The organism is Fodinibacter luteus, from assembly GCF_039541575.1.
GTDB lineage: Bacteria > Actinomycetota > Actinomycetes > Actinomycetales > Dermatophilaceae > Fodinibacter > Fodinibacter luteus.
On sequence record NZ_BAABGM010000003.1, the window covers coordinates 113,522 to 132,959 of the forward strand.

Consider the following 19,438-nt stretch of genomic DNA (forward strand, 5'->3'; position numbering starts at 1 on the left):
GAGCCACGCGTAGGGTCGAGGCCGTGGACTGCGACGTCGTGGTGGTCGGGGCCGGGTTGGCCGGGCTTCGCTGTGCCCTGACGCTGGCGGAGGCCGGGCGCTCGGTTCTCGTGCTCGAGGCGGCCGACGCCGTGGGCGGGCGCCAGCGCACCGACGAGGTCGACGGCTTCCTCCTCGACCGGGGCTTCCAGGTGCTCAACCCGGCGTACCCCGCCGTGCGGCGCTGGGTCGACCACGACGCGCTCGACCTGCGCAGCTTCGGTGCCGGGCTGCTCGTCCGCCGCGAGTCCGGACTCGCCGAGCTCACCCATCCCCTGCGGTCGCCGCGCGGCATCCCGAGGACGCTGCGCAGCGGCCTCCTCGCGCCCCGTGCGGTGCTCTCCCTCCTGCGTTGGGCGGGCCCGGCCCTCGTCGCCCCGCGGCGGGTCATCGCCGGGCCCGACCGCACGCTGCGCGCGGGGCTCGACCGCGCGGGAGTGCGCGGGCCGCTGCGCAGCGAGGTGCTCGAGCCGTTCCTCGCCGGCGTGCTGGCGGAGGACCGCGGCGACACCTCCGACGCCTTCGTGCGGCTCCTCGTGCGGATGTTCGCCCTCGGGCTGCCCGGGGTGCCGGCGCGCGGCATCCGCGCGCTGCCCGAGCAGCTCGCGGGGCGGGCGGCCGGGCCTGGCGTCGGGGTGCGGCTGGATGCGCCGGTGAGGGCGGTCGGGGCAGCGGTCGGGGCGGCCGGCGGAGTGGGCGTCGACCTCGCCGACGGCGGCCGCGTCACGGGTCGCGCCGTCGTCGTCGCCGTCGGGCCGGATGCCGTCGCGGGTCTTTTGCCGGTCCCCGTCCCGGCCACGAAGGGGCTGCGGACCTGGTGGTTCGCCGCACCCGAGGCGCCCACGACCTCGCCGATGCTCGCGGTCGACGGGCGCCGGCCCGGCCCGCTCGTCAACGCCGCCGTCGTGAGCAACGCCGCACCGTCGTACGCACCGCCGGGCCGGCACCTCGTGCAGGTGACCTGCCTGCTCGACCGCGCGTCGGCCGGGGCCCCCGGGTCGGCGGGCGCCGAGGCGGAGGCGGAGGTCCGCCGCCAGGCCGGCGAGGTGTTCGGGGCGTCCACGACGGGGTGGGAGCTCGTCCGCCGTGACGACGTCGAGCACGCCCTGCCCGCCCAGCCCCCGCCCCTGCGCACGGTGAGCGAGCCGCGGGTCTCACCCGGCGTGTACGTCGCCGGGGACCACCGCGACACGGCCTCGATCCAGGGCGCCCTCGTGTCGGGCCACCGAGTCGCCCGGGCGGTGCTCGCCGACCTCGCCGGGTCGTGACGCCACGGCGGGTGGAGGACGACCCGCGCGCGCGGAGGGCGACCCGGTCGCGGAACGCGATGGTTGCCGCCCGGCGCGAGGCGCTGACCCGCCGGGGTCGCTCGGTCATCGAGCGACTCTGAGCCCGGGGGCGGCGGCGCCCTCACCGTGGACGCACGGTGAGGACGATCCGCTCGGTCGCGCTGAGCGCGCCGTCCCGGACGAGCGCCACCCAGCCCCCACGTCGCAGCACGGTCTCGATGACCTCGTCGACCGCGTCGTCGATGACGTCGGGGTGCTCGAGGTCGTGGGCGGGGGTGATGAGGTCCCCGTCGCGGCTGACCCGGGCAGGGTAGAACAGCCCCTCCTCGACGGCGAGCATCTCGGGGCGCTCGGCACGCGAGGCGAGCCAGACGGCGGGCATGCCGGTGGCGACCGTGCCGGTCCTGCTCCGCCGGTCGAGCAGGGCGAGGGCCTCGCCCTCGCGGGAGCGGAGGTAGTCCTCGAGGACGGGGCGGATGAGCCGCGCGAGCGTCGGCAGCGGGGTTCGGGCATGGCTGCCCTGCACCGAGCCCGCGAGGCGTTGCAGGTTGGTGGAGATCCGGGTGAAGCGGGTCAGCGTCCGGCCGGCGCCGACGAGGACGAGGGGGGCGGGGTGGAGGCTGAGGTAGGTGCCGAGGGCGCGGTCGACGGTGCGGAGGAAGGTCTCCGTCCGGCGGTGCTCGTCGTGGCCCCTGGCGGGTCGTCCCTGCGGGCGCCCTCGGCCGCGGGGGGTGCGGTCCACGAGGGGGAACGGACCCCCGAAGGGCGGGAGCAGGGTGTCACCGGTCCCGTCGAAGAGACGGGCCTCGCCCTCGGTGAGGACGAGGACGACGTGCCGGGGGGTGCGGTGGAGGGACCGCACGAGGTCGCGGGTGGCGAAGGTCGGGTCCACGACGGCTCGGTCGATGACGGGTTGCGGCAGGCCCCACGCGGACACGTGCCTGCTGCTGACGTAGAGCGCGACCGCGGCCCGGGTGGGCCGCTCCTTGACGTCGTCGACGAGGTGCAGGAGGTCGTCCCGCAGGGAGGCGGCCACCGGCCCGCCGAACTCCCGGCGCAGCCGGCGGGTGGCGTCGTCGACGAGCTGCTCGAGGCGCGCGACGGCCGTCGTGGACATCGTGGGTGCGGTGTCCGTCGTGCACAGGACGGAGATGGCCGGGTACTCCCGGACGGCTTGCAGGGCCAGGACCTCCGCGGCCGTGGGTAGCGGCAGCGGGGCGGCCCGGCGGGGGGCTGCGTCGATGGCGGTCGCGGTCATGGGGGGGCTCCTTGGTTGGGGTTGGGGTTGGGGCTGGGGCTGGGGTTCTCAGAGGGTGCGGCCGGAGGTGGACGCGGTTTCCCTGCGGTCGGCGCCGCGGGTGGCCCACAGGCTGCTCGCGATGCTGACGGTCAGGGTCGCGACGATGACCCCGAGGGTGACCGGGATCGGGAGCTTGCCGACGGGGGTCTCGGAGAGGATGAGCTTCAGGCCCGCGAAGCCGAGCAGGAACGCCAGGCCGTAGTGGAGGTGGACGAACCGGGCGAGCAGGCCCGCGAGGCAGAAGTAGAGGGCGCGCAGACCGAGTACGGCGAAGGCGTTGGCCGCCCAGACGAGGAAGGTGGTCGTCGTGATGGCCAGGACGGCGGCGACGGAGTCGATGGCGAAGACGAGGTCGGTGGCCTCGACGGCGACGAGCGCGACGAAGAGCAGGGTGGCGGTGCGGCGCCCGTCGATCCGGACGAAGAACCGGTTGCCGTGGTACTCGGGCGTCGTCGGGATGACCCGGCGCACGAGGCGGACCATGATGTTGCGGTCGGGGTCGACGTCCGTGGAGTGCTTGAAGGCCATCTTCCAGCCGGTGTAGAGCAGCAGGGCGCCGAGCAGCACGGCGGTCCACGACAGCGTCTCGAGCAGGGCGACCCCGGCGAAGATGAAGACGAGCCGGAACACGAGCGCGCCGACGACGCCCCAGAACAGCACCTTGTGCTGGAAGGCAGGGGGGACGGCGAAGGCGGAGAAGATCATCGCGAAGATGAAGACGTTGTCGACCGAGAGCGCCTTCTCGATGAGGTAGCCGGCGTAGTACGTGCCGGCGACCTCGCCTCCCTGCCAGGCCCACAGGACCACACCGAAGCCCAGGCCGACGGCGATCCAGACCCCGCTCCAGACGGCCGCCTCGCGGAAGCCGATCTCGTGCCCGTCGCGGTGCATGAACAGGTCGATGGCCAGCATCACGACGATGGTGACGGTCAGGGCGGCCCAGGCCCACCAGGGCACGACGAACGCTTGCTCCACAGAGGTCTCCTTCGACGGCGTCGAAGGTCTCTCCCACCGCGGTCCTCGCGGACCACCGGTCGGCTGCGCCGGGTCGGGGACCGACCGAGGTGACGACGCGCCGTTCGAGGGATACTCCCCTTGTGCGACGTGAGATTAGTGAAATACTTGTCGTATGTCAAGCCACGACTGGACCTTCCTGTCGAACCACACCCACGTGCTGGTGTGCATCGCCCGGGACCCCTCGGCACGCATGCGGGAGATCGCCGGCCAGGTGGGGATCACCGAGCGGGCCGTGCAGCGGATCGTGGCGGACCTCGTCGAGGGTGGGTACCTCGTGCGCCACCGTGAGGGGCGCCGCAACACCTACGCGGTGCGGGCCGGACGTCCGCTGCGTCATCCGCTCGAGGGCGGCACCGACGTGCGGGCCCTGCTCGACGTCCTCAGTGAGCCGGTCGGCCGGGCCACCGCCCGCCGGGCTAGCGGCGGCCGAGCCCAGCGGCCCCCGGCACGGTGACGTCGACGTGGACGAGCCGGTGGTCGCTCGGGAAGGAGCCGGTCGTGAGGTGGGAGAGCGGGTCGCTCGAGGGCTTCCAGAACACGGCCGAGTCCGTGATCCTCAGGTTGACGCTCGGCAGCACGTAGTCGGCGCGCAGGTTGCCCGGGGGCTCGGAGAAGTCGGCGGTGTCCTGCGCCGCGTCGCTGCGGTGGGTGAGGTTGACAGCCCCCTGGAGGAGGCTCGCCTCGACGGCGCCCTCGCTCTGCGGCACGGGGGAGTCCTGGACGCGGGGCAGGTCGAGCAGCTGCTGGATGGCGCCGGGGATCGAGTCGCCGTCGAGCGGGTCCGAGTTCTGGTCACCGGCGATGACGAACGACGATCCGGGCCGCAGCCCGCCGCTCGCGCCGGCGTCGTCCGTGATCCATGCGGAGGCCCGCGGGCCGGACACGTAGTCGGCCCACAGCCGGATCTCGTCGTGGTTGCGCGTGCCGTTGCGGTCCTCGGGACCGTCGAAGACCGGCGGTGTCGGGTGCGACACGAGGAAGTGCACGGTCCGTGCGCCCACCCGCACCGGCACGTCCCAGTGCGACTTGCTCGACAGGCGCACCTGCTCGAGCTCGGCCGCCGAGAACCAGTCGGCGGGCCGCGGTGTGCTCGGGTCGTCGGGCAGCAGGGCCCCCGGCATGTCCTTCCAGAGCAGGTGCTGGAAGGTGCGCACCGCGTCGGTGTCGATCGGGTGCTTGGAGTAGACGGCCATGCCGTACTGCCCGGGGTAGAACCCGAAGCCGAAGGCGTCGTTCGGCCCGGCCACCACCCCGTTGTTGTCGAGGTCGAGCCCGCTCGGCACGCCCGTGTTGACGGGGGCGACGAAGTGGTACGGGTAGTCGACCGGGTCGGCGCCGTTCTGCGAGCGCTCGAGGTAGTTGTCGCGGAACAGCTCCGCGGCCACCCCGCCCTCGACGTAGTCGAACTCGTTGACGAGGAGCAGGTCGGGGTCGGTGCGCTGGATGACCTCGGCCACGGCCTGCGCCTGCGCGTTGTCGGGCGTCGACAGGTCGCTGACGAGCGCGCCAGCGGCATTCCGGTTGAGCGACGCGTTGAACGTCGCGACGCGCAGCGTGCGGTCCGGGGCGGATGCCGTGGCACCGGCGGGTGCGGCCGGCGCGGCACTCGCGGTGCCGGGCGCTGCAGCCGTCGTCACGAGGGCGGCCGTCGCGAGCGTGGTGACGGTGAGGGCCCGGCGGGAGGTGGTGGTCGTGGCCATGGGTTCGACGGTATGCCGGTGGGCGGCCCCGTGGGGCGAACGGTGCGAGGCGATGGGGTGACGCGACGGTGGCCGGGGTCGGCCGCTGGCCGGGACCGACCGCTGGCCGCTGTCGGCGCTCGGGCGTAACGTCGCGCGGCAGCGGGCGACCACCGCGTCCGCGACACCACCACGGTCACAGGAGCCCGTCATGGCAGTCACGCTCAACCCCTACCTCAACTTCCCCGGCACCGCCCGCGAGGCGATGACCTTCTACCAGTCGGTGCTCGGGGGTGAGCTCACGATGAACACCTTCGGGGAGTACGGCGCCGAGGGCGCGGAGGCCGACGGCATCATGCACGCCCAGCTCGAGACCCCCGACGGCCTCGTGCTCATGGCGTCCGACCTGCCGCCAGGTCAGGAGGGCAGCCACGAGCCCGGCACCAGCATCACCGTCTCGCTCAGCGGTGACGATGCCCGGCTGCGCGACTACTGGTCCGCGCTGTCGGAGGGCGGCGAGGTGCAGATGCCCTTCGAGAAGCAGATGTGGGGAGACGAGTTCGGCGCCCTCACCGACCGGTTCGGCATCCCGTGGATGGTCAACCTGCGCGGTGTGCAGGAGTCAGGGGCGGGCTGACACCGCGGCCTCCAGCTCCTCCAGTGCCTCGCCGGTCCGCACGGCCAGGCGCTGGAGGTGCGGCAGGGCCTCGCGGTCGCCGATGAAGCCGAGGTCGAGCCGGCCGGCGTACGAGTGCGCCGTGATGTTGAGCGCCATCGAGTGGCCGGGGATGGAGATGGGGTAGGTCGCCTCCATCCGGGCCCCTCGCAGGTGGAGGTGCTCCTTGGGGCCGGGCACGTTCGAGATGCAGATGTTGAGCGTGTGCGGCACGGGGGCGGGGATGCCGCTCATGGCCTTGACGACCTGCAGCGCCGCGGGGGCGAGCAGCAGCGCGCTGTAGGCCATGACGGCATCCGCGCTCATCCCGCGCATCCGGGCCTTCGCCGCCCGCGAGGAGGCCGTGACGGCCGAGAGCCGCGCCAGCGGGTCGTCGAGGTCGGTGGCGAGGGAGACGAGCGTGGCGCCGACCGCGTTGCCGCCGCCCTCGCTCTCCGGGGCACGCACGTTGACCGGGATGAACGCGATGAGCGGGCGCTCGGGAAGGGCGGCCTGGTCGTCGAGCCACCGGCGCAGGCCCCCGGCGCAGATCGCCATGAGGACGTCGTTGAGGGTCGCGCCCCGGGCCTTGGCGATGGCACGCAGCCGGGTCAGGTCGTACTCCTGGGTCGCGAAGCGCCGCGACCGTCCGGTGCGGGAGTTCAGGATCGAGTCGGGGGCTTGGTAGCTCGTGATGGCCTTCGTCGGCGTGCGACCGCGCCGCAGCTGGGTCTCGACGAAGGTCCTGAGCACGGCCGGTGTCGACCCCACCGACGACGTCAGGCTCCGCAGGATCGACGCGACGTCGCCCACCGGGTCGACCTCGTGCCGGGCGCCCTCGGGGCGGGGTGGCTTGCGGGTGCTGAAGAAGAACGGGTGGTCGCGGTCGGCGGGATCGGGCGACAGCCCCCGCTGGAGGATGCGCATCCCGGTGAAGCCGTCGACGAGCGAGTGGTGGATCTTCGTGTAGATGGCGAACCGGTTGCCGCCCAGCCCCTCGATGACGTGCATCTCCCACGGCGGGCGGCGGAAGTCGAGCTGGTTGGAGTGCAGCCGCGACACGAGCACGCCGAGCTCACGCTCGCCACCGGGGGAGGGCAGGGCGGAGTGCCGCACGTGGTAGTCGATGTCGAAGCCGTCGTCCTCGACCCAGCGGTGCACCGGCTGGCGCATGAACATCCGGGTCTGGAGCCGGAAGCGCCACGGCTCCTCGATCGGCGCCGCCCGCAGGTCGGTGATGAGGCGCCGCAGGAAGGTCGAGCGCGTCTCGCCCTCGGGGTAGGTGAAGTACAGCAGCGACGCGACGTGCATGAGCGTCTCGGGCGTCTCGCCCATGAGGAAGATCGCGTCGAGGGGAGAGGCCCAGCGGGACCGGCCCACCGGCTCAGACCGCCCTGCCGCGACGGGCCGGCTCCTGGGCGGTGTACGGCCGCCAGGCACCCTCGGGCTGGGCGAGCCGGTCGGCGATGACGCGCAACGTGTGCATCTCGTGACCGTAGCCGAGATGGCTCGCGTGGACCTCGACGTTCTCGGTGAGCGGTGCCGGGTCGGAGAGGCAGCACTCCCACGCGACGATGCCGTCGTTGCGGGAGTAGATGCACGTCGTCGGCACCCGGAGCGGGGCGGCGCGCGTGGCCAGGGCCTCCTCGGTGAACATCTTCTCGAGGTTGTGCCTGTTCATGACGCGGTACATGCGCCAGGCGCGGGTGGATGCCGGGTGGCCGCGGAACGGACTGCCCAGGGTGATGACCGAGCGCGTGTAGTCGGGCAGCGCCCGGGCCATCTCGCGGGCGTAGATGCCGCCGGCGCTCCACCCGATGAGGCTGACGCGGCGCTCGTAGCGGTCGTGGATCTCGAGGAGGAGGTCCTCGAGCCGCTCGGCCAGCTCGGGGCTGGCGCCGAGGTTGCGCCCGTGCCGCCAGTCGTGGACCCGGTAGCCGAGGCGGCGCAGGTGCCCGCGCAGGAACACCGTGGACTCGGGTCCGGCGAGGAAGCCCGGAAGGACGATGACGGGGTGGCCGTCGCCCTGGGGCCACGCGTGCAGGTCGCGGGTGCGCACCGCGGCGGTCGCGAGCTCGAGCGCCATCCGCCACTCGCGGCGGGCCTGCCAGGCGGAGGGCATCGGGACGCCCTCGGCGGGTGGGACCCCCTCGACCGGGCCAACGGGGACGTCGGGGAGCGAGGGGAGGGCGTGCGGCTCGGTCACGGCATCGCTCCTCGGGACCGGGCGCCGCTGAGCCGCCTGCCGGCTCGCGACGCTGCGAAAGGGGGCAGGTTCGCAGTGTGGCAGATGGGCCGGGGTCAGGGTGTGCCCTGAGCCGTCCCTGAGGTCGCGCGTCGGGGGAACACCGGATGGGCGCCCGGGGGTTGAGGATGGTGGACCGGGGTGAAGGACTCCCGGCCGATCCCGCACGAAGGGGGACCCCCACATGACCACCACCGACACGCTGCGCGGCGTGATCCGCGACCTCGAGGCCAAGGCCAGGGAGCTCGAGCTCGACAAGAAGCTGACGAGCTTCGCCGACCAGGCCGACCACTTCCTGCGGGTCGCCGCGACGCGAGCCGGCGAGTACGCCGCCGAGAACCGGGACCGGGTCGAGGCCACCCTCGACAAGGCCGGCGCCACGGTCGACGAGAAGACCGAGGGCAAGTACCACGCCTACGTCGGCAAGGTGCGCGCGGGCGTGCTCTCCGGCGTCGACTGGGTCGTCGAGCAGCGCGAGACCGCTCCCGGCGACGCGACGACCACCGCCGGCGCAGCGGCCGCCGGCGACGGCACGCCGACGGCCGGCGAGCCGGCAGCGGCGCCCGGTGCCGCGGCATCCGCCGAGACCGCGACCGACTCGTGGGCCGACGTCGCGGACACCCCCGACACCCACCACCCTCGGACCGAGGGCCCCACCGACGCCCGCTGACCTCGTCGCACGGTCCACCCGCTCGAGGTGGTGCCCCGACCTCCGGGCGGGCACCACCTCGAGCGCTCTTCGGGGGGCTGGGGCTCGGCCGGCCTCCTGCGGGGCAGATCGGCATACCGTGGGGTGATGACGCACACCCGCACCGAACGCGACACGATGGGCGCCGTCGAGGTGCCCGCCGACCGCTACTGGGGCGCGCAGACGCAGCGCAGCCTCGAGCACTTCGACATCGGGCGCGACACGTTCGTGTGGGGCCGGCCGATGGTGCGCGGACTGGGGCTGCTCAAGAAGTGCGCGGCGCTCGCGAACGCCGACCTCGGGCTGCTCGACGCGGAGGTCGGCCGCGCCGTCGTGCGAGCCGCCGACGAGGTGGTACGCGGGGACCTCGACGACCACTTCCCGCTCGTCGTCTTCCAGACCGGCTCGGGCACCCAGAGCAACATGAACGCCAACGAGGTCATCGCCAACCGGGCGATCGAGCTGCTCGGCGGCGAGCTCGGGTCGAAGACGCCGGTCCACCCGAACGACGACGTCAACCGCAGCCAGTCGAGCAACGACACCTTCCCGACGGCGGTGCACGTGGCGGTCCTCCTCGAGCTGTCCGAGCGGCTGCACCCGGCGGTCGACGCGCTGTGCGCCGCGCTCGACGCCAAGGCCGACGAGCTCGGCGACGTCGTCAAGGTCGGGCGAACCCACCTGCAGGACGCGACGCCGGTGACCCTGCGCCAGGAGATCGGGGCCTGGGCCGCGCAGGTGCGCGACGCGCAGGCCGACGTGGCCCACGCCGGGGAGCGCGTGCGCGCCCTCGCCATCGGCGGCACGGCGGTGGGCACCGGCCTCAACGCGCCGGAGGCCTTCGGGCCACTGGTGGCGAGGCACCTCACCGAGCAGACGGGGATCGAGTTCCACCAGGCCGGGAACCTGTTCGTGCAGCTCGCGTCGCACGACGCCCTCGTGGCCGTGTCGTCCGCGCTGCGCACGCTCGCCGGCGCGCTCATGAAGCTGGCGAACGACGTGCGGTGGCTCGCGTCGGGGCCGCGGACGGGGATCGGTGAGCTGCGGATCCCGGAGAACGAGCCGGGGTCGTCGATCATGCCGGGCAAGGTGAACCCGACCCAGTCCGAGGCCCTGACGATGGTCGTCACCCGGGTCTTCGGCAACGACGCGACCGTGGGCTTCGCCGGGACGCAGGGGAACTTCCAGCTCAACGTCTTCACGCCCGTCATGGCGCACGCCGTGCTGGAGTCGATCCGGCTCGTGGCCGACGCGTGCCGGTCCTTCACCGAGCACTGCGTCGTGGGGCTGTCGGCCGACCGCGACCGGATCGCGGACCACCTCGCGGCCGACCTCATGCTCGTCACCGCGCTGGCGCCGCACATCGGCTACGACGCCGCCGCCGCGATCGCGAAGCAGGCCCACCGCGACGGTTCGACGCTGCGCGAGGCGGCCCTGGCCTCGGGCGCGGTGACCGCCGACGACTACGACCGCTGGGTCGACCCCCGCGCGATGACCCGCCCGGACTGATGCGGCACGTGCGCCGGCGCCGGCGCCGGCACCGGCGCTGCAGGCGCACGTGCGGTCGACGGGATGCCGGCCCTACCGTTCGAGGAGCTCGCGCAGGTCGTCGGCCGTGAGGGTCGCGGACAGCGCGCCCCCCTCGTCGACGACCCGGGCGAACAGGTCGCGCTTGCGCTGCTGCAGCGCCACGACCTTCTCCTCGATGGTCTCGCGCGAGACCATCCGGTAGACGTTGACCGGCCGGGTCTGGCCGATGCGGTGGGTGCGGTCGATGGCCTGGGCCTCGGCGGCCGGGTTCCACCACGGGTCGAGGACGAACACGTAGTCGGCCTCGGTGAGGGTCAGCCCGAAGCCACCGGCCTTGAGCGAGATGAGGAACACCGGGGCGTCGCCGGTGCGGAACGAGGCGATCCGCGCCGCGCGGTCGCGCGTGGACCCGTCGAGGTACTCGTAGCCGATCCCCTCGGCCTCGAGCCGGGCCCGGACGATCGCGAGGAACCCGGTGAACTGGGAGAAGACGAGGGCCCGGTGCCCTTCCTCGGCGAGCTCCCCGAGCTGCTCGACGAGCGCGTCGACCTTGGCCGAGGGCGCCAGCCCGGCATACGACGCGTCGACGAGCGAGGGGTCGAGCGACATCTGCCGCAGCACGGTGAGGGCGCGCAGGATCGCGATGCGGTTGCCGTCGACGTCGTCGATGAGCCCGAGCAGCCGCTGCCGCTCGCGCTGGAGGTGCCGGTCGTAGACGGCCCGGTGCCGGGGGTGGAGGTCGACCGTGAGCACCTGTTCCATCTTCGGCGGCAGCTCCTTGGCGACGGCCTCCTTCGTGCGCCGCAGCATGAGCGGACGGATCCGCCGCCGCAGCGTCGCGAGCAGCTCGGGGTCACGACCGGTCTCGATCGGCCTGGCCCAGTGCTCCTTGAACAGGGCCGGCCGCGGGTGCAGGCCGGGGGCGACGATCGACAACAGCGACCACAGGTCCATGAGCGAGTTCTCGAGCGGAGTGCCGGTGATCGCGAACTTGGCCCGTGCGGTGAGCCGCCGCACCGCCTGGTAGGTCTTCGCCTGGTGGTTCTTGACGAACTGGGCCTCGTCGAGCACGACCGCCCCCCAGGCGCGGGACCGGAACGCGACCTCGTCGATGCGGGCCACCGCGTACGACGTGATGACGAGGTGGGCGTCGCCGACGGTGTCGTCGAGGTCGCGGCGCGCCTTGGCCCGGGTGCGGTCGATGACGACCGTGCGCAGGGACGGCGCGAACCGGGCGGCCTCGCTCTGCCACGTCGCGAGCACGGACGTCGGCGCGACGACGAGCACCGGGTCGTGCAGCTCGCCGCGCTCGTGGGCCCGCAGCACCATCGCGAGCATCTGCAGGGTCTTGCCCAGGCCCATGTCGTCGGCGAGCACGCCGCCGAGCCCGGTGTCCCACAGCAGCGACAGCCAGCGGAACCCGTCGACCTGGTAGGGCCGCAGCGTGGCGTCCAGCCCGACGGGCACGGATGCCGGCTCGACCGAGTCGAGGTCGAGCAGGGCACCCACCGTCTGCGCCCACCGCTCGCTCTGCTGCTCGACGACACCCAGCGCCGCGAGCTCCTCCCAGAGCCCGGCGTGCACGACGGAGATGCGCAGGGGGTCGCTCGGCCGGTCCTGGAGGGCGCGGGCCTCCTCGACGAGGGCCCGCAGCGCCTCGAGCTCGGGCCGGTCGAGCGCGAACCACGTGCCGCTGTCGAGGATGAGGTGCTCGTGCCCGCGCGCGAGCGCCTCGATGAGCGGGGCCAGCGGCACGTCCTCCCCGGCGACGGTCACCGAGATGCCGAGGTCGAACCAGTCGGTCGGGGCGCCCTCGCCGGCGTCCGACGTCGAGACCTGGATGAGTGGCGCGTCGACGGCCTCGCTGTAGGCGGCGGGCTCGCCGACGACGGTCAGCTCGAGGTCGGGGACCTCTTCGAGGATCGGCACGAGCTCGGCGAACGCCACGGTCGCGAACCCGTGGAGCCGGGTCTCGGGCACGAGCCGCCGGGAGCGGGCGACGACCTGCCACAGCGCGTCGAACCCGGCGACCTCGTCGACCTCGAGCAGCGACTCGACGAGGCCCCGCTCGGCGGCCCGGTCGCGCATCGGGTCGGGCTCCTCGGAGGCCAGCGGGACGAGCACGCCACCGTTGACCGTGCCGTACCGGAACCCCCACTCCAGGTGTGCGCGGTGACCGGGCTCGAAGGTGGCGGTGAGCGCGAGCCGGGGCGCGACGGCATCCGGGAGCTCGAGGTCGGCGGACTGGCTGCGCACCCTGGCCTTGCGCCTCAGCCCGGGGAGGTGGGTGACCGTGAACCGCGCCCAGTCCTGCTCGGGCACCTCGACGACGCCGAGGTCGAGCAGGCGCTGGCGCGTGGCGTCGAGCGGCTCGGCGAGCGCGCCGAGGACGAGCGTCGTGCCGTCGCGCAGCCAGAACCCGGTGGCCGGCTGCCCGACGAGGTGCGTCTCGCCGGAGGGCAGCGCCGGGAGGTCGAGGCGCGGCCGCAGCTCGGCGCCGTCGTCGGTACGCACGATGTCGACGACGAGCTCGGCGGGGTCCGGGGCGAACGCGACGCCGCCCTCACCGGTGAGGTCGGTGAGCAGGCGCACCCCCGCGCGGTCGGCGGCGCGCAGCAGCGCGACCCAGTGGGGGCCGAGGTGGTCGAGGAGGATGGCGTCGGGCATCCGGCCGTAGCCGAACGCACGCACCGAGCGGCGGTGGGCGTCGGCGATGGCGGTGAGGGCGTCGCGGTGCTCGTCGTCGTAGGAGACCCGGCCGAAGCCGTAGTAGCCGCCGGCGAAGGTCTCCCAGGAGACACCCGTGCGGATCCAGTTGCCGCGGGCCCCGGGCACGACCGGGCGCACCCGCAGCTGCTCGCGCCCCGAGGCGGCGGCCTGCCTCGCGGTGAGCGGTTCGATGAGGATGCCGACCGGCGTGTGCTCCGGTTCGAGCTCGGCCTCGCCGAGCAGGCCGCCGAGGGCGCGCTCCCACGTGGGGCGGGCGGGTGCGCTCGCCCGGCCGGCGAGGCGGTCGAGCACGGGCTGGCGCTCGCGCACCGTGACCACGACGGCGACGGTGTGCTTGCAGTCGCCGCCGACCGGGCACGAGCAGTCGCTCGTCCAGCGGGTGACGGGCGCGGTGACCGGGGTGAGCGAGACGTGCGTCGTGTAGGTCTGGCCGGCGCTTCCGTCGACCCACCCGGTGGCGTGGCGACCGTCGTCGGACACCTCGAGCTCGACCACCTGGCCACGCTTGGCGTAGGCGAGACCGCGGGCCACGGTCACCGTGCCGCAGACCTCGTCGAGCTCGCGGTTCGTCAGCTCGGCGATGCGGTCGACGCTGAAGAGGCGACCCACCACACGACCTCCGCACCACGTCCTCGAGGCCCTGGAGGGCCTGCCGTCCTGACGCACCCACCGTATGCCGTGGGGCCGACGGTCCCGGCCCCGTCGTCCACAGGTGCCTCCCGGAGGCTGCGACGCCGGCGGGGGGTCGAGCGCCGGGCCGTCGAGCGGAGAGGACACGCCCCGCACGCCGACCCGGGACGGCGTGTTCTCTACCGTCGACCGGTCGTCGGGCGGGCCGCACGCTCCACGAGCGCCTCCTCCCGCCCTCGGATGACCGCGTCGCACGCGTCGAGGAAGCGCCCCATGCTCGCCCCCGGCGTGGTGTCGCCGAAGTAGCGCTCGACGAGGGCGGCGTGCGCGTCGCCCGGGTGCCGGACCGCCCCGTCGACGACGTCGGCGGCCCGGCCGGCGTCGGCGGCGTCGAGGAGCTCGATCTCCTGCACGAGGCCGACCTGCGGCAGCACGGCCCGCGGCTCCGACGGGCGGGTGACGACGAGGGGCTTGCCGGTCGCGAGCCAGTCGTAGGCGACCGCCGAGACGTCGGTGACGCACACGTGCGCGGCGTCGACCTGCCAGCCGAAGGGGCCGCTCGTGTCGGCGACGTGCCGCGCGCCGGCATCGGCCCGGTTGGCGGCGTCGATGAGCCGCAGGACCTCCTCGTGGGCCTCGCGGTAGGCGGGCACGGTGAGCCCGAGGCGCGGGTGCGGACGGTAGACGAGCCGGTGCCGCCCCGACGCGAGCAGCGAGCGCGCCAGGGCGACGCCGTGCCCCGCGACCGACGAGTAGCGCATGCTCGGCACGTCACCCTCGGTCGTCGGCGCGTACAGGACGACCGTGCGGCCGTCGTCGGGCAGGGCCACCGGGCTCGGCTCGTGGACGTCGACCTGCGGGCGGCCGACCTCGACGAGGTGCGTCTCGTCGAAGCCGATGAGCTTGGCACGGATCCGCTCGCGGGCGGCCCGGCCGGCGACGAACACGTGGTCGTAGGCCTTGAGCTGGTTGCTCGACATGTAGTCCTTGTCGGACTCGCCGTGGCACACGAAGACGTGGGCCGGGTCCGCGAAGCGCATCGCCGGGAAGTTCTGCTGGTTCTGGTTGACGTAGAACACGACCCGGACCCGCTGCCGGTCGAGGAAGCGCTCGACCGCCTCGATGGTGTCGCAGTGCACGACGGGCACCGGGCAGTCGGGCAGCACCCGCGCGGTCGAGCCCCACTTGCGGGTCACGACGACGACGCGGTGCCGCTCGTCGAGCCGGCGCATCGGCTCGTACCACTGGTCGACCTGGTAGAGGTTCTCGGGGAGGTCGGGGAAGTAGACGACCGCCTCGACGGTGCCGTCGGGCACCGTCGGCCGCTCGGCGAGCAGCGCCCGCGCCGCGCGGCGCCCCCGGAGCGAGTCGAGGGCGCGGGCCCCGATCGCCCGGGCCTTCGCGGCGTCGGCGGCCAGGCCCATCAGGTGGCGGACCGGTCCGCGACCTCGAGGGCCCGGTCGAGCATGTCGAGCCCCTCGGCCATCTCCTCCGCCGTCGTCGTGCACGGCGGCACGACGTGGGTGCGGTTGAAGTGGACGAAGGGCCACAGACCCTCGGCCCGGCACGCGGCGGCGAAGTCGTTCATCGGGCCGGCGGCCGCGCCGGAGGCGTTGAACGGCACGAGCGGCTCGCGGGTCTCGCGGTCGCGCACGAGCTCGATCGCCCAGAAGAAGCCCAGGCCGCGCACCTCGCCGACGCTCGGGTGCTTCTCGGCGATCTCGGCGAGGCGGGGTGCGATGACGGTGTCGGACACCTTGCGCACGTTCTCGAGGATGCCCTCCTCCTCGAAGATGCGGATCGACGCGACCGCCGACGCGCAGGCGAGCGGGTGTCCCGAGTAGGTCAGGCCGCCGGGAAACGCGCGCTGCTCGAAGGTCTGCGCGATGGGCGCCGAGATGACGACGCCGCCGAGCGGCACGTACCCGGAGTTGACGCCCTTGGCGAAGCAGATGAGGTCGGGCGTGACCCCCCAGTGGTCGACGGCGAACCACTCGCCGCACCGCCCGAACCCGGCCATGACCTCGTCGGCGATCCAGACGATGCCGTGCTCGTCGCAGATCTCGCGCACGCCGGCGAGGTAGCCGTCCGGCGGCACGAGGATGCCGTTCGTGCCGACCACGGTCTCGAGCATGACCGCCGCGATCGTCGACGGGCCCTCGACCATGATGAGGTCGCGCAGGTGCTGCAGGGCCCGCTCGCACTCCTGCTCGTCGGTCGTCGCGTGGAACGGCGAGCGGTAGGGGTAGGGACCCCAGAAGTGCACGACGCCCGGCATCCCGGGCTCGTTGGCCCAGCGGCGCGGGTCGCCGGTCGCGGTGATCGAGCCGGCCGTCGCGCCGTGGTAGCTGCGGTAGGTCGCGAGCACCTTGTGCCGCCCGGTGTGCAGGCGGGCCATCCGCATGGCGTTCTCGGTGGCCTCGGCGCCACCGTTGGTGAAGAAGACCCGGTCGAGGTCGCCGGGCGCGCGCTCGGCGATGAGCCGGGCCGCCTCGGAGCGAGACTCGTCGGCGAAGCTCGGCGCGATGGTGCACTGCCGGGCGGCGGCCTCCTGGATCGCGGCGACGAGCTTGGGGTGCTGGTAGCCGATGTTGACGTTGACGAGCTGGCTCGAGAAGTCGAGGTAGCGGTTGCCCTCGTAGTCCCAGAAGTGGCTGCCCGAGGCCCCGGCGACCGGCACCGGTGCGATGAGCGCCTGCGCCGACCACGAGTGGAACACGTGGGCGCGGTCGTCCCGCGCGACGGCCGCGCCGCGCTCGGGGTCGGGGTGGACCTGGGGCTCGGGGAAGCTGCTCATCGGGCGGGCCTTTCGTGTGCGCGGTCGCGGTTCAGCGTAGTCGCGGGGGTCTGGGGCGGGGGCGGGGCGGATGCCGGCTGCGGATGCCGGGCGTACGGCATCCGCTGCACGTCACGCCGGGTGCCCTGCGGGTCAGCCCGGCAGGGTGAAGATCGTGCGGTGCCACGGCTTGTGCGCCACGGCCGTGGTGTCGTGCATGACGTGCTTGACGTTGGTGTACTCGTCGAAGGAGTAGGCCGACATGTCCTTGCCGAAGCCGCTGTGCCCGTAGCCGCCGTGCGGCATCTCGCTGATGATCGGGATGTGGTCGTTGACCCACACGCATCCGGCCCGGATCTCGCGGGTGGCGCGTCCGGCGCGGTAGGTGTCGCGGGTCCACGCCGAGGCGGCCAGGCCGAATGCCGTGTCGTTGGCCAGGCGGATCGCCTCGTCGTCGTCGTCGAACGCCACGACGGCGAGCACCGGACCGAACACCTCGTCGCGCCAGAGCTCGGAGTCGAGCGGGACGTCGGAGACGAGCGTGGGCTCGTAGTAGCAGCCGCGGGCGAGGTCGCCCGCGTCCGGGGCGCGGCCCCCGGTGACGACCTTGGCGTACCCGCGAGCGCGCTCGACCATGTCGGCGACCTTGGCCTGGTGGGCCGTCGAGCTCAGCGGGCCGAGGTCGGTGTGCTCGTCGGCCGTCGGCCCGGTGCGGACGGCTGCCATGAGGTCGGCGACCCCGCTGACGAAGTCGTCGTGGAGCGAGCGGTGCACGATCGCGCGGGTGGCGGCGGTGCAGTCCTGGCCGGTGTTGATGAGGGCTGCCGCGACGGCGCCGTGGACCGCGGCCTCGAGGTCGGCGTCGTCGAAGACCACGAACGGGGCCTTGCCCCCGAGCTCGAGGTGCACGCGCTTGCCGGTGGCGGCGGCGGTGGCCATGACCCGCCGACCCACCCCCGTGGACCCGGTGAACGAGACCATCGAGACGTCGGGGTGGCCGACGAGGTGCTGGCCGGCCACCGGCCCCGAGCCCGTGACGACGTTGACGACCCCGGCGGGGGCGCCCGCCTCGGTGAAGGCCTGCGCGAACAGCAGGCTCGTGAGCGGGGTGATCTCGGCCGGCTTGAGGACGATCGTGTTGCCGGCGGCGATCGCGGGCAGCACCTTCCAGGCGGCCATCTGGAGGGGGTAGTTCCACGGGGCGATCGAGCCGACGACGCCGATCGGCTCGCGGCGGATCGAGGACGTGTGGTCGCCCGAGTACTCGGCGCTGGCCATGCCGTCGAGGCGCCGGGCGGCGGTGCCGAAGAAGGCGGTGTTGTCGACCGTGCCGGGCACGTCGAACTCGCGCGCGAGGCGGATCGGCTTGCCCGCCTGGCGGCTCTCGAGCTGCGCGAGGTCCTCGGCGCGCTCGTCGAGCAGCTGCGCGGCCCGCAGGAGGACGCTCGAGCGCTCGACGGGTGTCGCGCGGCTCCACTCCCGGAAGGCCGAGGCCGCCGCGGCCACCGCGGCGTCGACGTCGTCGGGCCCGGCGAGGGTGACCGTCTCGACCGTCTCGTTCGTGCTCGGGTCGAGGACGTCGAAGCTCTCGCCCGTCGTCGCGTCACGCCGCTGGCCGCCGATGTACTGGTGCATGGGCGCGAGCATACGCACCACCTCGGACCGATGAAAAGTGCACCAGCAGCAGCAGCAGGCTACGGAATCCGTCGCAGGTGCCGCGACGGCATCCGGTCTCAGTACTGGTACGTGCCGTGGAGCACGGCCCTGCCGAGGGTCTTGAACGCCAGGTTGAAGGACACGACGGCCGGGCTCGCGTCGGCGTCGACGCCGAGGGTCGGGGCCCCGACGGCGTGGACGACGAAGTAGTAGCGGTGCACCTGGTCGCCCTGCGGCGGCGCCGCCCCCATGAAGCCGTGCTGGCCGCCGTCGTTGCGCACGTGGAAGGCCTCGCCGGGCAGTTCGCCGGCGGCCGCGCCGGTCGCCAGCTCGGTGACGTCGGCGGGGACGTCGACGAGCACCCAGTGCCAGAAGCCGGAGGGGGTGGGGGCGTCGGGGTCGAAGCACGTGACGACGTAGCTGCGGGTGCCCTCGGGGGCGCCGCTCCAGGACAGCTGGGGCGAGGTGTTGCCCTTCGCCGCGACCTGGTCGTCCTTGAGGGGGGCGCCGTCGGTGACGTCGGCGCTCGTCACGGTGAAGGAGGGGACCCGCGGCAGCAGGTCGTAGGGGTTCGGGGCGACCGGGCGGTCGAGGCTCATCGTGGTCCTCCTGCGTCGTCGGGGCGTACGCCCCGACGCTAGCCCGCACCCGGCATCCGCGCGACGACGCGTGGCGCACACCATGCCGGCGGACGGTCCGGCCGCGAGGGTGCCGGCCGTGCGCGGACCCTCACGGGGTCGGGCTCTTCGCGGGCTCAGGTGCACTTCGTCCACTCAGGAGCGCAGGCGGCCCTGAGCGGGCGGAGTGCTCCTGACTCCGCAGGTAGGGGGAGCGTGCGTCCGTGGGGACGAGGACGGGGCGCCGACCACCGTGGTGGTCGACGCCCCGTGGCCCGGCTGCGTACGCCGGATGCCGTCGCGGGTGTCGGCGTCAGCCGTTCACCGCGCGCTTGAGCTGGGCGGCCGCCTTGAAGCCGACCGAGGTCGACGCGGCGATGGCGATCTCCTCGCCGGTCTGCGGGTTGCGGCCGGTGCGGGCGGCGCGCTCGCGCGTCTCGAACGAGCCGAAGCCGGCGAGACGGACGTCGTCGCCCTTCGCGAGCGTCTCGGCGATGACGTCGAACGCGGCGCCGATGATCTCCTCGGCGGCCGAGGCGGAGACGTCGGTTCGCGCGGCGACGGCCTGGGCGATGTCCTTCTTGGTCATG

At 73.7% G+C, this 19,438-nt stretch carries 16 protein-coding genes; 5 read left to right on the forward strand and 11 right to left on the reverse strand.

Annotated elements, in window-relative coordinates:
- Positions 1-23: 23 nt before the first annotated feature.
- The gene (locus tag ABD899_RS03090; RefSeq protein WP_345202167.1) at positions 24-1,307 is read left to right on the forward strand and encodes an NAD(P)/FAD-dependent oxidoreductase; all 1,284 of its coding nucleotides are present in this window, start codon (positions 24-26) and stop codon (positions 1,305-1,307) included.
- 142 nt (positions 1,308-1,449) lie between these two features.
- Here ABD899_RS03090 and ABD899_RS03095 read toward each other — a convergent pair whose 3' ends face one another.
- Complete coding sequence (locus tag ABD899_RS03095; RefSeq protein WP_345202169.1) at positions 1,450-2,586, reverse strand: baeRF3 domain-containing protein; 1,137 nt, start codon at positions 2,584-2,586, stop codon at positions 1,450-1,452.
- A gap of 48 nt (positions 2,587-2,634) precedes the next feature.
- On the reverse strand, positions 2,635-3,603 hold the full coding sequence (locus ABD899_RS03100; protein WP_345202172.1) for a TerC family protein: 969 nt from the start codon (positions 3,601-3,603) through the stop codon (positions 2,635-2,637).
- A gap of 154 nt (positions 3,604-3,757) precedes the next feature.
- Between ABD899_RS03100 and ABD899_RS03105 the strand changes: the two genes are divergently transcribed.
- The gene (locus ABD899_RS03105) at positions 3,758-4,099 is read left to right on the forward strand and encodes a helix-turn-helix transcriptional regulator (RefSeq protein WP_345202173.1); all 342 of its coding nucleotides are present in this window, start codon (positions 3,758-3,760) and stop codon (positions 4,097-4,099) included.
- Here the strand turns inward: ABD899_RS03105 and ABD899_RS03110 are convergent.
- The gene (locus ABD899_RS03110; RefSeq protein ID WP_345202175.1) at positions 4,062-5,345 is read right to left on the reverse strand and encodes an endonuclease/exonuclease/phosphatase family protein; all 1,284 of its coding nucleotides are present in this window, start codon (positions 5,343-5,345) and stop codon (positions 4,062-4,064) included. The two genes, ABD899_RS03105 and ABD899_RS03110, sit on opposite strands and share 38 nt — an antisense overlap.
- A 190-nt stretch (positions 5,346-5,535) precedes the next feature.
- On the opposite strand from ABD899_RS03110, the gene ABD899_RS03115 reads away from it, so the two are divergent.
- A complete protein-coding gene (locus ABD899_RS03115; protein WP_345202177.1) occupies positions 5,536-5,961 on the forward strand; it encodes a VOC family protein in 426 nt (141 codons plus the stop codon).
- Here the strand turns inward: ABD899_RS03115 and ABD899_RS03120 are convergent.
- Positions 5,947-7,419 carry a WS/DGAT/MGAT family O-acyltransferase gene (locus ABD899_RS03120; RefSeq protein WP_345202179.1) on the reverse strand — a complete coding sequence of 491 codons (1,473 nt, stop codon included), beginning with the start codon at positions 7,417-7,419 and terminating at the stop codon, positions 5,947-5,949. The two genes, ABD899_RS03115 and ABD899_RS03120, sit on opposite strands and share 15 nt — an antisense overlap.
- Complete coding sequence (locus ABD899_RS03125) at positions 7,364-8,185, reverse strand: esterase/lipase family protein (RefSeq protein ID WP_345202180.1); 822 nt, start codon at positions 8,183-8,185, stop codon at positions 7,364-7,366. The genes ABD899_RS03120 and ABD899_RS03125 overlap by 56 nt, the downstream gene beginning before the upstream one ends.
- A 223-nt stretch (positions 8,186-8,408) precedes the next feature.
- Between ABD899_RS03125 and ABD899_RS03130 the strand changes: the two genes are divergently transcribed.
- Complete coding sequence (locus ABD899_RS03130; protein ID WP_345202181.1) at positions 8,409-8,894, forward strand: antitoxin; 486 nt, start codon at positions 8,409-8,411, stop codon at positions 8,892-8,894.
- Positions 8,895-9,020: 126 nt separating this feature from the next.
- Positions 9,021-10,418 carry a class II fumarate hydratase gene (gene fumC, locus ABD899_RS03135; protein ID WP_345202183.1) on the forward strand — a complete coding sequence of 466 codons (1,398 nt, stop codon included), beginning with the start codon at positions 9,021-9,023 and terminating at the stop codon, positions 10,416-10,418.
- Between the two features lie 72 nt (positions 10,419-10,490).
- On the opposite strand, the gene ABD899_RS03140 is transcribed toward fumC, so the two are convergent.
- The 6 genes from ABD899_RS03140 to ABD899_RS03165 all read right to left on the reverse strand — a co-directional run bounded on the left by ABD899_RS03140 (position 10,491) and on the right by ABD899_RS03165 (position 19,437).
- Entirely contained in the window at positions 10,491-13,778 is a 3,288-nt protein-coding gene (locus ABD899_RS03140) for a DEAD/DEAH box helicase (RefSeq protein ID WP_345202184.1), read from the reverse strand.
- A gap of 200 nt (positions 13,779-13,978) precedes the next feature.
- Positions 13,979-15,223, reverse strand: coding sequence for a CDP-glycerol glycerophosphotransferase family protein (locus ABD899_RS03145; protein ID WP_345202186.1), 1,245 nt, complete (start codon positions 15,221-15,223; stop codon positions 13,979-13,981).
- Positions 15,223-16,596, reverse strand: coding sequence for an aspartate aminotransferase family protein (locus ABD899_RS03150; RefSeq protein ID WP_345202187.1), 1,374 nt, complete (start codon positions 16,594-16,596; stop codon positions 15,223-15,225). The genes ABD899_RS03145 and ABD899_RS03150 overlap by 1 nt, the downstream gene beginning before the upstream one ends.
- A gap of 132 nt (positions 16,597-16,728) precedes the next feature.
- Positions 16,729-18,210: a gamma-aminobutyraldehyde dehydrogenase gene (locus tag ABD899_RS03155; protein ID WP_345202189.1), complete on the reverse strand. Its 1,482-nt coding sequence runs from the start codon at positions 18,208-18,210 to the stop codon at positions 16,729-16,731.
- A gap of 98 nt (positions 18,211-18,308) precedes the next feature.
- Positions 18,309-18,830, reverse strand: coding sequence for a YbhB/YbcL family Raf kinase inhibitor-like protein (locus tag ABD899_RS03160; RefSeq protein WP_345202191.1), 522 nt, complete (start codon positions 18,828-18,830; stop codon positions 18,309-18,311).
- A gap of 331 nt (positions 18,831-19,161) precedes the next feature.
- On the reverse strand, positions 19,162-19,437 hold the full coding sequence (locus tag ABD899_RS03165) for an HU family DNA-binding protein (protein WP_345202192.1): 276 nt from the start codon (positions 19,435-19,437) through the stop codon (positions 19,162-19,164).
- Between the last annotated feature and the right edge of the window lies 1 nt (position 19,438).

Bases quoted from the DNA above. Each gene is read 5' to 3' on its own strand.
- ABD899_RS03095 (WP_345202169.1), bottom strand. From the start codon at position 2,586: ATGACCGCGACCGCCATCGACGCAGCCCCCCGCCGGGCCGCCCCGCTG.
- ABD899_RS03105 (WP_345202173.1), top strand. From the start codon at position 3,758: ATGTCAAGCCACGACTGGACCTTCCTGTCGAACCACACCCACGTGCTG.
- ABD899_RS03110 (WP_345202175.1), bottom strand. From the start codon at position 5,345: ATGGCCACGACCACCACCTCCCGCCGGGCCCTCACCGTCACCACGCTC.
- ABD899_RS03115 (WP_345202177.1), top strand. From the start codon at position 5,536: ATGGCAGTCACGCTCAACCCCTACCTCAACTTCCCCGGCACCGCCCGC.
- ABD899_RS03130 (WP_345202181.1), top strand. From the start codon at position 8,409: ATGACCACCACCGACACGCTGCGCGGCGTGATCCGCGACCTCGAGGCC.
- fumC (WP_345202183.1), top strand. From the start codon at position 9,021: ATGACGCACACCCGCACCGAACGCGACACGATGGGCGCCGTCGAGGTG.
- ABD899_RS03145 (WP_345202186.1), bottom strand. From the start codon at position 15,223: ATGGGCCTGGCCGCCGACGCCGCGAAGGCCCGGGCGATCGGGGCCCGC.
- ABD899_RS03150 (WP_345202187.1), bottom strand. From the start codon at position 16,596: ATGAGCAGCTTCCCCGAGCCCCAGGTCCACCCCGACCCCGAGCGCGGC.
- ABD899_RS03155 (WP_345202189.1), bottom strand. From the start codon at position 18,210: ATGCACCAGTACATCGGCGGCCAGCGGCGTGACGCGACGACGGGCGAG.
- ABD899_RS03160 (WP_345202191.1), bottom strand. From the start codon at position 18,830: ATGAGCCTCGACCGCCCGGTCGCCCCGAACCCCTACGACCTGCTGCCG.
- ABD899_RS03165 (WP_345202192.1), bottom strand. From the start codon at position 19,437: ATGACCAAGAAGGACATCGCCCAGGCCGTCGCCGCGCGAACCGACGTC.